Below are 13366 nucleotides of genomic sequence, written 5' to 3'. Positions count from 1 at the left end.
GATTGAATAACTAGAATAACTGAGGCATAAAGAAAATACATGTTGGATTTGTCTTTAAATTTCCTTCCAAGCAGCTTAATTAGCAAAGTAAATGCGATAGCATAAATGGTTATAATCCCAACAAAAAATAGAGCTAAAAACGATAAGTTCATACAATCACCCCTATTCATTTTTAAATACATTTTATAACATTTATTATAAAATTAACATGATTTTATTCCGGTAGTTAACGGAGAAAGGAATAAACCATGATCAAACCAAATTTGGACATACAAGCTGTTTTTGTGGACAGAGATGGAACCATAGGTGGCACAGGACACTTTATTCATCCTAGAGATTTTGAGTTATACCCTAATGCACAAGAAGCTATAACGCTTCTGAAGAGAAATGGAATCAAGGTATTTGCTATAACGAATCAGTATCGGATATCGCGTGGAGCGGCAACGATCCAAGAGTTTGAAGAACAATTTGATGAATACGGATTCGATCAATCCTATATTTGCCCACATGAACAAGAATGCAGCTGCCGAAAACCAAAACCGGGCATGTTGGTGGAGGCTTCACAGCAGCACCATTTAGATTTATCAAGATGTATCGTTATTGGTGATGTAGGCGATACGGATATGCTTGCAGCTCACGCAGTAGGAGCCATGAAGGTTCTTGTAAGAACAGGCTGGGGAGAATCGTCATTAACAACGTATAGAAACAAATGGATGGAAACGGAACCTGAGTACATAGCAGAAGATATTTTAGATGCAGTTCATTGGATCATCCAAGCCAAATTGAAGAATTGAAATAGGAGAGAATACGCATGAAACATCTTACAAAAGAGTGGTATGAACTTTGCCAACAAACACATCTTCACTTTGGTATGCGAGTACACAGCGGAGCTCAACAAATGGATGAAGAGCTTTATCTTCGGTTATATAAAAGAAAAGAAAAAGAGCATGTAAAGTTTCAACGAGATGTTTACAATGTTGACCCCCGTTTTATGTTAGAGCAAGATGGTGCAGTTCTTGTGCGTGCTGAGAAATTTATTAGTGGGGATGAGGTATCGGAAGAGGATACGATGGTTTATCATATGCCGGCTGAAGAAAGAGAGCATATAGAGAAGTTAATTGCAGATTACGATTCGAGGCCACCTTTTGACGAGTTAGGCAGCAAACAAGAATTTAAAAGTAATCTGGAATGGAGTTGCCAAAACAAGTTTGTACAATTACCGAAAGAGATCAATGACTTAATTGCAGATATCCGTGTGTTTGCCCTGGGTTATTGCACTAAAGAGGTAATGCAACAGTTGAAAAAACAGAGCAAAATTAATGAAGCTCAAATGCAGCTGATTTCGAAGGAATACAGGGAGGCGCAGCTAGCTGAACCTATTCCTGAACATATTCGTAACCAGGTCCATTTTCATGATTGCACCGTGACGGAATTGGTCTCGGATTCGGACTTGGTCATACGATTCGATACCCGAGGAGGGTTTACGAATTTAAATAAGATTACGTTTATTGCACCTGAGATCATTAAGCAAGAAGGGGACATCGTCGGTAGGTACTGGCTATATCAAGAACTGTATTGTATCGAAAATGGATATGAACTACATATGCTTTTTGATGGTGAAGAAATGTCTGAATTGATTATCCAGTGCCAAGATATTGTTGTAGAAGAAGAGTAACACAGAACGAAGTGTGAATGATGTCAGTTGTAGCATTTTATAAACTGTGTCTAAAGGGGGGGACTGAAATTGAGTATGTCGGATTACTATAAAAACCTTAGAGCTAAGATTGGGAATGAGCTCATATTTATGCCAGGTGTTGCTGGTATTATTCGAAATGAACATGGAGAGATCTTATTTGGACGTAAACACAATGAATCAACATGGGGGTTAATTGCTGGAGCGATTGAGATTGGTGAAACACCGGCACAAGCGATGGTCAGAGAAGCATTGGAGGAAACAGGTCTTGTCATTGAGCCCGAGAAGATCATTGGTGTCTACGGCGGAGAAGGTCAACGTTTTACATATCATAACGGTCATCAAGTTGAATATTTAACCATTGTATTTGAATGCAGAATCCAATCCGGGCAATTAACATCAAATAATGAAGAGATGAAGGATTTGCAATTTTTCCGTGAGCATGAACGTCCACCTTTAGCCAATCATTACCCGGATTACATTTTCAGTTCCAATCAAGAAGAACGAGCGCATTTTGATAGATAATCCAATGAACTTATTTGCTAAGAAAATGAATGGAATTGAAATTGAATGGACGGCCAGTACGTTTGGTTACTTATCCATTCCGGTATTTGTGACAGGTATAGTGGTTTATTTCTTTCCCGATATTCTTTATAAACTATTTGTTCTGATGAGATATCGAGGCATAAAACCGAATAGCGAATTTGAAGAAAACTTGCCGAGCATGGAACTCCCTAAGACGATTGAAGTAATATTAAAAGGATTAGGGTGCATCATGTTGATTCTGGGTTTCATATGGTTCTGGTTTTCAGAAGAATTTTATCGATTGTGGTTTGAAGAATACTGACCGATTTACGTCAATAAAGTATAAGGAAAAGAAACTACATTTAGATGTGGGGATGTGAATTGGTGATATTGGTGTCTTCGATATTGTTTACTGTCCTAATTCTGATTGTCATTCTCTTTCAAGTGGCACTCGCTGCAGGTATGCCGTGGGGAGAGGCGGCGATGGGTGGGAAGTTTCCCGGGAAATATCCGACACCAATGCGCTTTTCCTGTTTACTGCAGATCACTATTCTCGTATTCATTGGTTTAGTTGTACTGAGTAGAGCGGGTGTGTTATTGCCTGAGTGGTCTTCATTTGCAGATACAGCAATTTGGTTTATTGTTGGGTATCTGGTGCTGGGAACAATCCTAAATCTGATAACACGCAGCGTGTGGGAACGAAGAATCTGGGCTCCGGTAACGCTACTGCTCCTTATTACCAGCTTGATTATTGCATTATCTTAAAAAGCATTTACATACGTACCTACCTAAAAACGAAATCGGGGTGATTCCATTGGTAAATCGATAAAACGAGAAAGATCCATAGTTAATATCCATTAACATGCGGTTTTTCTCTTACTCCAACAATACAATTAGAGGAGAATTGACATGTTAAATAAATTAAGTGAATCGATCTATTACTTATCTAACCAGAATGATAAAGATAGACCGACTTTAGGATTAGTATGTGGAGATCAATACAGCCTAGTGATCGATGGTGGGAATTCGGTTCAGCATGCCCAAGAATTTTTGTAGGAAATAAGCCGTTTAGATGTACCCCCAACTAAATATCTGGTTATCACGCATGCGCATTGGGATCATTTTTTAGGAATCAATGAATTCAATGCGACGATTATTGTTAATCGTTTAACCCAACAAATGATGAACATCTGGAGAAACTTTTCTTTTGATGACCATTCACTCCATGAATATGTAAAGGCAAACAAGATGAGTTCTCACTGTATGGAGATTATCAAGAATGAAATACCGATGAGAAACTCGTTTCAATTAAATGATTCTGATATCAGTTTTGAAGGTTCTCTCGAACTTGATTTGGGCAATAAGGTCTGTAGGATTGAAACCATTCGGAGCACACATACAGATGATTCAACAATCGTATACATTCCGGATGAAAAGACTATTTTCCTTGGAGACAGCCCTTATGGAACAACAACTAATTCATTGTTTCATTACAAGCAAGCTATGTTGTTACCGATGATAGAGGATATTCAAAAGTATGATGCGGATCATTTCCTACTCGGGCATGAGTCTATATGCGACCTGGATGAGATGGATGTGTTTTGGAGAGAGCTGACTTCCTGTAATAGAGCAGTGACATCTACATCATTAGATAGCGCAATAACAAACTTCGAGAAAGAACATGAGCGGACTCCCAATGAAAACGAGATGTTCTTTTTACAAGCATTTGTTAACGATCAACGATTACAGTTACAACATATGTAGAAAGTTTTAAACGTACGAATGCGGCATTAATGTCGTGTGGAGTGCGATTCAGATTACCGAAAGTCCATCGACATCGAAGGATCAATGTTATTAAAGAGCCCTAGTTTGTATGCCTAAGGGCTCTTTAATAGTTTTGAATCGTCATTTATACTAATGGTAGTTTCACCCATACAGAGAAAAGAACTACGGAGAGGAGAGGCGCTATTATGCCTATCTACTACTACATTGCAGCAGGATTACTGGTGGTTGCAGCCTTGATGATTCGGCGCAGGATCAGGATTTTTCGTTCAAAAGGAAGACGCAGAAGACACACGAGAGTTACGTATAGACGCAAAAAATTACCTTTGAATCTGGGACTGCGTGATGACATTTCCTATTATAAAACCGTTCAACAATTGGAGAAGAGCTTTAATAAACATTTTTCGAATAAACTAAAGCTCCGTATGGAGCAGGAATATCCTCACATGAAAAAGTTGGAGTATCGATGGAAGCTGCTCGAGCTTAAAAGATACTTCGTTATGGCTTCTCTGCTGAAACAGGTCCCGATGTTTAGCGATGAGGTAGACGAATTATGGCACGAAATGCTGATGTTTACCAAATCCTACGCTGATTTTTGTGCAGAATTTATGGGTTCCACGGTACATCATGAGCCGGCAGTTACCCGCCGCGAGAATCCAGGTGCACGTGCATGGTTTGACTGGGTGTACTGTCAATTATTCGAGTTCACTCCATATAGCTCCGCAATCTGGGGGGAGTTCTTCAGCTACCCGATATCCGGTGAACTGCAGAAGCTGATCGCTCAGGGAGATCGAACTGAATTGGTAAATCAATTTTTCCACACGAGACGCATGCAGGAAGATCCTGAAGCTGCACAGGTCATTTCTTATCTGCTTGATAGGCTGCAGAGATCGGCAAGTCTAAACGAAAAAGAGCTATCCCTCGAATCCTCAGGTTCGGTCGATGTGGCTCTCATCATGGCGAGTGCCATGGTATATCACTCCATGTATCATGAGGCAACGTACGGAGTGCACATGGGTCGTCTGGAACAGGAACTTATCCCACCGGAAAAGGCAGCCCAAGGAGCTTCGTCAAGCAGCAGTTGTTCAAGCAGTTCAAGCTGTTATGCCGATCATTGTAACGACAGCAGCGGTTCCTCGGGAAATTCTGGTTCATCGTGCAGTAGCTCCTCTTCTGACTCTTCCTGCAGTTCATCCAGCTGCTCATCTTGTGGCGGAGGCGGAGATTAGTGAAGGAGGGATCGTATGACGGAAAGATTTCATTTGGAACGTGTTGACATAGAAGACCCAGCAGATGAGAATCAGGTGTCTGGATACGGGCTGCTTGAGTTGTTCCAATGCGAGGTGGAGTATCGATTTAATACGGAAGACATCCGTTTAGAAGAAGCAGAGTGGTATATCCAAAATGTGCTGAATCGTTTGCCGGATGACACGGTTAACGACATATGCAACCAGGCATATGAATGGAAAGCAGAGAAAATGTCAAGTGATACGGCAGACTACCCTGCAGGCTTGGCCGAAGTGGAGGGCAGGGGGATTCTTGCGTTCATGGCGTTTGGCGAAGTTGAACTTTATCGGAATCCGGCTGATCCGAAGGATAAGATCCTGGGAGCCATACTAGGTGGCAGCACAGATTGGGACACGGAGAATGGCATGGAGATTGTGATGCTTGGTCATCAGGTGCTTGAAGTACGTGAGTATTTGGGGTATGGCGAATTTGCCATCTGGACTGAACCGGATGAGTAGTAATGGTTATTAGGGGTGAGCACAATCGGAAATACCATTTCAATGCCTGAACATGCTGTACCAGTGATCGAATCCATCGGAATGTCCAATGGGTTAACATCAGTGTTTATAGAAGTGCTCTCCATAAGTGGCTCGATGCTCGCTAGGACGAACCGTGAGAGGGAAATGACCATCTGGTTGGCCCAGAGGGATCAGTCCGTCGTAGGCTTCGGAACGGTTGGCTTCGACATCGATGAGATGCCTTGGTCCATAGATACCTTTGAAGAGGAAAAGGATTTTATGCTCCGTATGATTATACATGCTATTGCTGGAGCGGGGTGGGAGAGGTTGAGTTATAAACCGCGAAAAGAGTCGCTCATACCCTGCTTGGAGCAATTTCAGACCATGATTCATGCGTTCAATAGAGACGACGTTAATCTGGACAATTATCTGGAGTGGTCCGAGATTGATGAGGATGATGATAGACCGACGATCCCGCCAGGATATCCGATATGCGTAAAACATGAAGTATACTTGTCTTGCCATGGCTGCGTTTTATGTAATAATGGAAGTTAGAGACCTTCTGCCAGTGGAAGAATGAGTAACGAAGAAGAATATAAAGAACAGGCTAAGAGATTCAAAACAAGCTTCGCAATTAACATCAGTTATCTCGTCAATTAGAAAGTACATAATGTTTGGGAGGAATTTGTTTTGAAAGTATTGTCGACCATTGGGATCGTGTTGTTCACATTAACGTTTTTTGCGATATTCAGTTTAGGGCCAATTGATCCAGATGGAGCAGCAATATTTGGGCTGTTAACCATGTTGTATGCAATCCCTTTTTCAATTGTTGTTTTGGTAAGAGCAAATAAATTGAAGAAGCCGCCCGTTAATGTTCATGAACAACTTTTGCAGTTAGGTGAGTTGAAGGAAAAAAACATCATTACTGATTTTGAATTTGATCAAAAGAAACAGAAGCTACTCTCTAAGTACAAGTAATCCAGAGGTTTTGGTAGGTTAGAGCTTGGGCCAACCTAATAACAGAAGGAAGATTTACACAAATCAAAAACAGGGCATTCCCTTGAGGGAATCAGCCCTGTTTTTAATTTAATGCTATATGTTGCACCATACTCAATGGTGATGATGTGCGTGCGCATCGGGTGCGTCGCCCTTAACGGTACATAATACTGAACTGTCGTGAAGGTGCTTCTCAGACTCTACCTGCAAGGTGACATGCTTGATATCTTTGTGCTCCAGCATATGTTCAATTTTCTGCACAAGCGTTTCAGCTTCATAGATGGTCAATGTTCCATCGACTACAATATGAGCGGTCAGTGCATTCAGGTTACTAGTGATGGACCATACATGCACATCGTGAACGCCATGGACACCGTCTACTTTTTTAATCGTTTGCACGAGGTCATTGACATCCACATTCGCCGGGGTGCCTTCCATCAAAATATGCAGGGAAGATTTGGTTACGAAGAACCCGCTTCGCAGCACCAATACGGCCACAATTACACTTGCGAGTGGATCTGCCCAGCCCCAACCGAAGAACATCATCAGCAGTGCTGCCACAATGGCTCCGATGGATCCCAGCATATCGCTGATGACATGCAGGTAAGCACCTCGCATATTGAGGTTATTCTCCGTGTCGCTGCCGCGCATCATAATCCAGGCAACGAGAATGTTGACGAGCAATCCAACGATGCTGATGATCAGCATGCCGACCGTGGCTACTTCTGGTGGATGGATGAAGCGGCCGATCGCTTCGTAAAAGATGTATAGGGAAATGGCAATTAAGGTAATTCCGTTTAAGGTAGCAGCCAAAATCTCAAATCGTCTATATCCATAGGTTTTACCCGTATTCACTGCCTTTTCCCCAAAGGTAAACGCCAGTAAGGCAATTCCCAGAGCGACTGCGTCTGACAGCATATGTCCTGCATCGGAGATGAGGGCCAGACTGTTGGTCACAAAGCCGCCTACAGCTTCTACGATCATATACAGCGTAATGATAATGAAGGAAAACAGTAGCACTTTCTTGTTATTGGGATGAGCATGATGGTGTCCATGGTCGTGATTGTGGTGATGTCCGGACATACGAGATCCTCTCCTTTGGAGCATGGCTCCGTTATGTAATAATGATGATTGTTATTGTGGCTTAGGATAACCCTTGCATGAATCTAATTACTCGAATGAATATATGAGCGATCGTTCATATGTTGTGGTTTTATTATAGATGTGCCTAATAATAGTGTCAACCAGATACAACAAAATATAAACACGAGAGCATTGCTTCCAGTAGTGTATGCTGGCGAACGCCTTTGCTTTTGTGCTACCATCTGTGCAGGATCCATGTGCGGAAGTACTTGTTACAAAAATTCGAACCAATGGATATGATCATTATACATTCAACTTAGAAACAGAGGGGCGGACAAAGATATGAAACACCTGCTTCTGGCGGACGATGACGCCAACATTAGAGCACTCCTTCGGCATGTCATGACCAAAGAGGGGTATCAGGTGCATGAAGCGCAGGATGGGATAGAAGCGGTCAAGCTAATCAAAGAAACACCGATTGATCTGGCGATCCTGGACGTGATGATGCCAGGCATGGACGGACTGGAGCTATGTGATTTCATCCGGCAGCAGTATGACATACCGATTGTGCTGCTAACGGCAAGGGACCAGCTATCCGACAAGAGGGAGGGCTATCTGAAAGGCACGGATGAATACGTGACGAAGCCGTTTGAACCCGAAGAGTTGATTTACAGGGTCAAGGCCCTGTTTCGCCGTTATCACCGCACGTCAAGTGATATCATTCGCATGAATCGCATAGTGATTGACCGGAATAACGTGGAAGTATCTGATGGTCAATCCATTCTGTTTTTGCCCATGAAGGAGTTCGAGCTGCTCTCCCAGCTGGCACAATATCCAGGTCGTTTATTCTCGCGGGATGAATTAATTAGACTTGTCTGGGGCGCAGATTACGAAGGAGATGACCGTACGGTGGATGTGCACATCAAGCGGTTACGCGATCGGTTTGCTGATTATACAGATGACTTTGTCATTCATACCGTACGGGGGATCGGTTACAAGATGGAGGTGAAAACCCGGTGAGGACTTTGTATGTTCGAGTCTTCCTCATTACGATCGCTGTCATTGTGGTCAGCGGCATGCTGGGTTTTCTTTTATCCAATATCTATTATCATGCGAAGCTTAAGTCCTTCAATGATGAGAAACTGGTAGGCATCGCCATGCAAATGAAGCAGTTTGTGGAGCGGGAGCCAGACATGATGCAGCCGTATCTGGACAATGCCGCAGCTCTCGGTTACGAGATTTATGTGACAGATGGCAAAGGGACTGATAAATTCTACGGTAGCGAGTTCCGCGGGAAGGATCTGGACAAGGGAGCAGTAGATATGGTGCTTGACGGTGAGGTCTACCATGGTGTTGCCCAGTTTCCAAGTAAACCCTTCATTACGGGTTTCTTTGACAATCAGCTAAGCAATACCGTTGGTGTTCAACTACAGATCGGAAATACAAGCTATGGACTGTTTATGCGTCCGGACGTCATTTTGCAATTTGGCGAACTGCGTATCTTTTTTGCACTGATTGGAGCACTTACAGTAGGGATTAGCATCTTGATCTTTCTCATCAGTACGCGCTACTTGGTCAATCCAATTGAACGTCTGTCGGAGGCGACCAAGCGAATTGTACAGGGGAACTTTAATCTGAAATTGCCCACGAAGAGGCGGGATGAGATTGGACAGCTGGCTCAGCACTTTATGACCATGAGTCGTGAGCTGGAGCGGGTAGATCAGGCGCGTCAACAGTTTGTATCCAACGTCTCTCATGAGATTCAATCGCCACTGACCTCGATCCAGGGATTTGCTCAACTGCTCTCAGATCGGGATCTTCCTGAACAGGAGAGGGAGCACTATGCATCCATTATTGAGGAAGAGAGCCGTCATCTCTCATTGCTCAGCAAACAGCTGCTTCTGCTGTCATCTCTCGAACAAGGACAAGAGGATTTGACGAAAGAAGGATTCTCGCTGCGCGATCAATTTCGTCAAGCCGTTCAGGTGCTGCATTGGCAGCTGGAAGAAAAGGAGCTGCTGCTCCGCATATCGGTACCCGAATCCATCCAGCTGGTTGGTAATGAAGTACTGCTCATGCAAGTATGGATGAATCTGCTGGGCAATGCAGTGAATCATCTTCCGCAAGGAAGAAGTATCGAGATCCGAGCAGAGCAGACCGATACTCACTGTGTAATCCAAATTCGGGATACAGGGGACGGGATTGCGGCAGAGCATTTGCCATTCCTGTTCGATCGTTTCTATAGGGTGGACCGCGCACGGGAGCGTTCTTCCGGTCGAACCGGGCTTGGGCTTGCGATTGTGCAGAAAATTGTCCGGATTCATGACGGTACAATTGAAGTCTCCAGTTCGTCCGAAGGTACAACCTTCACTGTGACTCTTCCGCAGATGTAATCTGTTATTCATTTGCCGTTCATTTTCACCTCCTATACTTGGTTTATCAAGAGGAGGTCAGAGATATGTACTTGGCTATTAGAGAGATGAGGTTTGCCAAAGGGCGGTATGTGTTAATTGCTACCATTATGGTACTGGTTTCATTTTTGGTACTGTTTGTTACAGGTCTTGCGCAGGGGCTGGCGTATGACAACGCCGCGTCGATCAAAAATATGGCAGCAACCCATTTCGTTCTCGAACAGGATTCTAATCATCGTTTTACCCGATCGCAGGTGAATCAGGATCAGCTTGAACAGTCGCGCTCGGTGGTAGGACAAGATAACGCAGAGCCGCTGGGTGTGAAAATGACAACCGTTAGCCCGGCTGACGACACCAAGAAAATAGATGTCACTCTGTTTATGGTGAACCCAGAAGGCTGGCTAGCACCAACCGTCACTGAAGGAGTTTCGATTGCGGATCAGAAGGACGGACAAGTTGTAGTGGATCAAAAGCTGTCAGAGTCCGGCGTGACCATTGGGACCGTTCTGGTCGATCAAGCGTCGGGGAGGGAGTGGACAGTCGGTGGATTTGTGCAAAATGAGTCCTTCAGCCACTCGCCGGTCGTGTTCCTGAATGAACAGGAATGGCTTGCATTGCAAGGAAGTTCGCGTACCAGTCCAGATACAGCGGGCAATAATGCTTCGTCATACAATGCCATTGCCATTAAGGATGCTGGTGAGAAGGTTGACAGCCTGAGTACTGCACTGCCAAATGCGGAAGTGATTACGAAGTCCGATGCGGTATCGGCCATTCCTGGCTATAAGGAAGAGCAGGGGTCGCTGCTCATGATGATCGCCTTTTTGTTTGTTATCTCGGCGTTTGTACTCGCGGTATTTTTCTACGTCATCACCATTCAGAAAACGAGTCAATTTGGCATTTTGAAGGCCATCGGAACGCGCAATGCGTATCTGGCTGGCAGTGTGTCATTACAAGTATTACTTTTATCCGTCGGCAGTTTGGTGATCAGTGTTCTGCTGGTCCGACTGTTTGAGTCCATCCTGCCAGCTTCGATGCCGTTTCAATTAGGCTTGTCCACCTTGGCACTGACCTGCATTTTATTTGTAATCATGTCTGTGGCAGGTTCGTTATTCTCGGTGTGGAAGGTTGCCAAAATTGATGCGCTTGATGCGATTGGGAGGACAGCAGCATGAGAAACCGATTGGTATTACAGGGAATTACACAGACCTTTGAGGATGGCGGGGTCAAACGTACGATTTTGGATCAGCTGGATCTTGAAGTTGCCGAGGGGGAACTCGTCGCAGTCATGGGTCCTTCCGGGTCAGGCAAAAGTACATTTCTGTCCATTGCAGGTGCACTCCTTGAACCAACAGAGGGGCAGGTTCTGCTTGATGGTGTATCCATCATGGGCAAAAATAAGCAGGACATTTCCGATGTGCGGCTTCAGCAGCTCGGTTTTATTTTTCAGAGCGCCAACCTCATTCCTTATCTGAAAGTGGAAGAGCAGCTGATGGTCGTTGCGAAGCTTGCCGGAACGGATAAGAACAAGGCTTCGAAGCGAGTGGATGAGCTGCTTCATACGGTAGGTTTATCTCACCGCCGTAAGGCATATGCCGAGAAGCTGTCTGGCGGGGAACGTCAGCGGGTTGCCATTGCGCGGGCGTTGATGAATGATCCGGCTGTGCTGCTGGCGGACGAACCGACAGCCAGCCTGGATGCAGAACGAGGGCTTGATATTGTTGGCATGATTGCGAAGCTGGTTGCAGAGCAGGGCAAGAGTGCGGTAATGGTTACGCATGATGAGCGGGTTCTTCCGCTGTGTAATCGGGTTCTCTTTTTGGAAAACGGGAAACTGGTGCACAAATAAGGCGCATGCCATGAGATCGTATTGTTATCTGAATCTATGATTAGAAGGTCACTGATCCCCAGAGGGAAGGTGGCCTTTTTTCTATCCTTTCATCTATAATTGAAGAAAGAATGAAGTGGAAGATTTTACTTTATCTAGAGAGGGGCTGATGCGGATGCAAAGCTTAAATATTGAACATTTTCCGGCACTGAGTGCCTCTATTCATTGGGGGACGGTGACAGCGGAGTTCAGGTTGAACGATATCGTGGATGAATCGCTGGTGAGCAACGTGAGCATTATCCCGTTCGTCGGGAAGAAGTGCGTTGTGTTTCAACTCGATAATGGCAAATGGGAGTTGCCAGGAGGAACCTTGGAACTTGGAGAGAGATATCCGGATGCATTGAAGCGCGAAGTGATGGAAGAGCTGGGTGCGGAGCTGCAGTTGTATCGGATATTCGGTCAGTTCTATTGCACATCTGGTGCCTCTGAACCGTATAGACCACATATTCCGCATCCTCATTTTGTGAGAGTGATTGGATATGGAGATGTTGAACTTGTAGGTGATCCGCTGAATCCGGTGGATGGAGAGCAGGTTATTGCCGTAGAGCTTGTAGAGATTACTGAAGCTATTCGAAGATTCCAAGAGCAGAATAGACATGATATTGCGGAGATGTACCAATTGGCTTATGTATTGCGAGAAGAAGCTAGACGGTAAGAAACAGGGATGTGGCTCAGGTCGAAGACACACCTAATTTCATTTCAAACGGAGGTCAACGTGATTCGAGAACAAATTAACAAGATGTTAGACGTTTTACCTGAAAGTGAACTGAATGTGGCGTACTCGCGGATCGAGCTTGTATATCGTAGATATATGTTTGAACAAAATCTGGAGAATAAGGGCGTTCAGGTGACGGAACTGTGTGAGGAATCGGAGAGCATTACTCGGCAGTGGGATGAGGTATTTGCCGGCAATCTGGATGACGAGGCAAAAGAAGCGATCTACTACAGCGAATATAAATGGCATATGTTTAGTTATCAGAAACAAGCGTGTTTAACGGGCGATTCAGCACGAGATGCGTTTGATGCCGAGCTCAAAAATGATTTATATATCATGTATCAACATACGCCGTTGATCCAGGTCTATGAGAATGCGAAGGCAGTCGTTGCAGCGGACTTTGATTCTGAACAAGATATCTATATCTTTGACCAGGAGTTTACCTGGACCTACGTACATACGCACGAAGACATGTGTGGGCCTTATTTTTATAAAATTAGTCCATTAAAGTAACAGTACTCAGCAGAATTC

At 44.3% G+C, this 13366-nt stretch carries 17 protein-coding genes; 16 read left to right on the top strand and 1 reads right to left on the bottom strand.

The features are described from left to right. The first annotated feature begins 248 nt into the window (after positions 1-248). From CHH60_RS17850 to CHH60_RS17805, 10 genes are all read left to right on the top strand, one after another. Positions 249-794, top strand: a complete 546-nt coding sequence (locus CHH60_RS17850) for an HAD-IIIA family hydrolase (protein WP_095360420.1) — start codon at positions 249-251, stop codon at positions 792-794. 17 nt (positions 795-811) lie between these two features. Then, a complete protein-coding gene (locus CHH60_RS17845) occupies positions 812-1675 on the top strand; it encodes a DUF4085 family protein (RefSeq protein ID WP_095360419.1) in 864 nt (287 codons plus the stop codon). Positions 1676-1750: 75 nt separating this feature from the next. Next, a complete protein-coding gene (locus CHH60_RS17840) occupies positions 1751-2218 on the top strand; it encodes an NUDIX domain-containing protein (protein ID WP_369680193.1) in 468 nt (155 codons plus the stop codon). Between the two features lie 4 nt (positions 2219-2222). Then, positions 2223-2540, top strand: coding sequence for a hypothetical protein (locus tag CHH60_RS17835; protein ID WP_217989995.1), 318 nt, complete (start codon positions 2223-2225; stop codon positions 2538-2540). Between the two features lie 71 nt (positions 2541-2611). Further along, positions 2612-2983 carry a hypothetical protein gene (locus CHH60_RS17830; RefSeq protein ID WP_255247985.1) on the top strand — a complete coding sequence of 124 codons (372 nt, stop codon included), beginning with the start codon at positions 2612-2614 and terminating at the stop codon, positions 2981-2983. 294 nt (positions 2984-3277) lie between these two features. Then, positions 3278-3982 carry an MBL fold metallo-hydrolase gene (locus tag CHH60_RS17825; protein ID WP_255247991.1) on the top strand — a complete coding sequence of 235 codons (705 nt, stop codon included), beginning with the start codon at positions 3278-3280 and terminating at the stop codon, positions 3980-3982. 206 nt (positions 3983-4188) lie between these two features. Then, a complete protein-coding gene (locus CHH60_RS17820) occupies positions 4189-5229 on the top strand; it encodes a hypothetical protein (protein WP_095360416.1) in 1041 nt (346 codons plus the stop codon). A gap of 15 nt (positions 5230-5244) precedes the next feature. Beyond that, a complete protein-coding gene (locus CHH60_RS17815) occupies positions 5245-5745 on the top strand; it encodes a DUF6985 domain-containing protein (protein ID WP_095360415.1) in 501 nt (166 codons plus the stop codon). A 42-nt stretch (positions 5746-5787) separates the two neighbouring features. Then, entirely contained in the window at positions 5788-6300 is a 513-nt protein-coding gene (locus CHH60_RS17810) for a hypothetical protein (protein ID WP_369680189.1), read from the top strand. A 135-nt stretch (positions 6301-6435) separates the two neighbouring features. After that, positions 6436-6723, top strand: coding sequence for an SHOCT domain-containing protein (locus CHH60_RS17805; RefSeq protein ID WP_095360414.1), 288 nt, complete (start codon positions 6436-6438; stop codon positions 6721-6723). Between the two features lie 132 nt (positions 6724-6855). On the opposite strand, the gene CHH60_RS17800 is transcribed toward CHH60_RS17805, so the two are convergent. Continuing rightward, positions 6856-7824, bottom strand: a complete 969-nt coding sequence (locus tag CHH60_RS17800) for a cation diffusion facilitator family transporter (protein WP_095360413.1) — start codon at positions 7822-7824, stop codon at positions 6856-6858. 342 nt (positions 7825-8166) lie between these two features. On the opposite strand from CHH60_RS17800, the gene CHH60_RS17795 reads away from it, so the two are divergent. From CHH60_RS17795 to CHH60_RS17770, 6 genes are all read left to right on the top strand, one after another. Next, positions 8167-8844 carry a response regulator transcription factor gene (locus CHH60_RS17795; protein ID WP_095360412.1) on the top strand — a complete coding sequence of 226 codons (678 nt, stop codon included), beginning with the start codon at positions 8167-8169 and terminating at the stop codon, positions 8842-8844. Then, a complete protein-coding gene (locus CHH60_RS17790) occupies positions 8841-10217 on the top strand; it encodes a sensor histidine kinase (RefSeq protein WP_095360411.1) in 1377 nt (458 codons plus the stop codon). Before CHH60_RS17795 ends, CHH60_RS17790 begins: the two co-directional genes overlap by 4 nt. 65 nt (positions 10218-10282) lie before the next feature. Further along, on the top strand, positions 10283-11407 hold the full coding sequence (locus CHH60_RS17785) for an ABC transporter permease (protein WP_095360410.1): 1125 nt from the start codon (positions 10283-10285) through the stop codon (positions 11405-11407). Then, entirely contained in the window at positions 11404-12081 is a 678-nt protein-coding gene (locus CHH60_RS17780; RefSeq protein WP_095360409.1) for an ABC transporter ATP-binding protein, read from the top strand. The genes CHH60_RS17785 and CHH60_RS17780 overlap by 4 nt, the downstream gene beginning before the upstream one ends. Positions 12082-12235: 154 nt before the next feature. Continuing rightward, the gene (locus CHH60_RS17775) at positions 12236-12775 is read left to right on the top strand and encodes an NUDIX hydrolase (protein WP_255247984.1); all 540 of its coding nucleotides are present in this window, start codon (positions 12236-12238) and stop codon (positions 12773-12775) included. 60 nt (positions 12776-12835) lie between these two features. Beyond that, positions 12836-13348, top strand: a complete 513-nt coding sequence (locus CHH60_RS17770; RefSeq protein ID WP_255247983.1) for a DUF4275 family protein — start codon at positions 12836-12838, stop codon at positions 13346-13348. Positions 13349-13366 lie beyond the last annotated feature (18 nt).

The sequence above is a fragment of the Paenibacillus sp. 7523-1 genome (assembly GCF_002276415.1).
GTDB classification, from domain to species: Bacteria; Bacillota; Bacilli; order Paenibacillales; family Paenibacillaceae; genus Paenibacillus; species Paenibacillus illinoisensis_A.
This window is presented reverse-complemented; position numbering and strand designations above follow the sequence as displayed.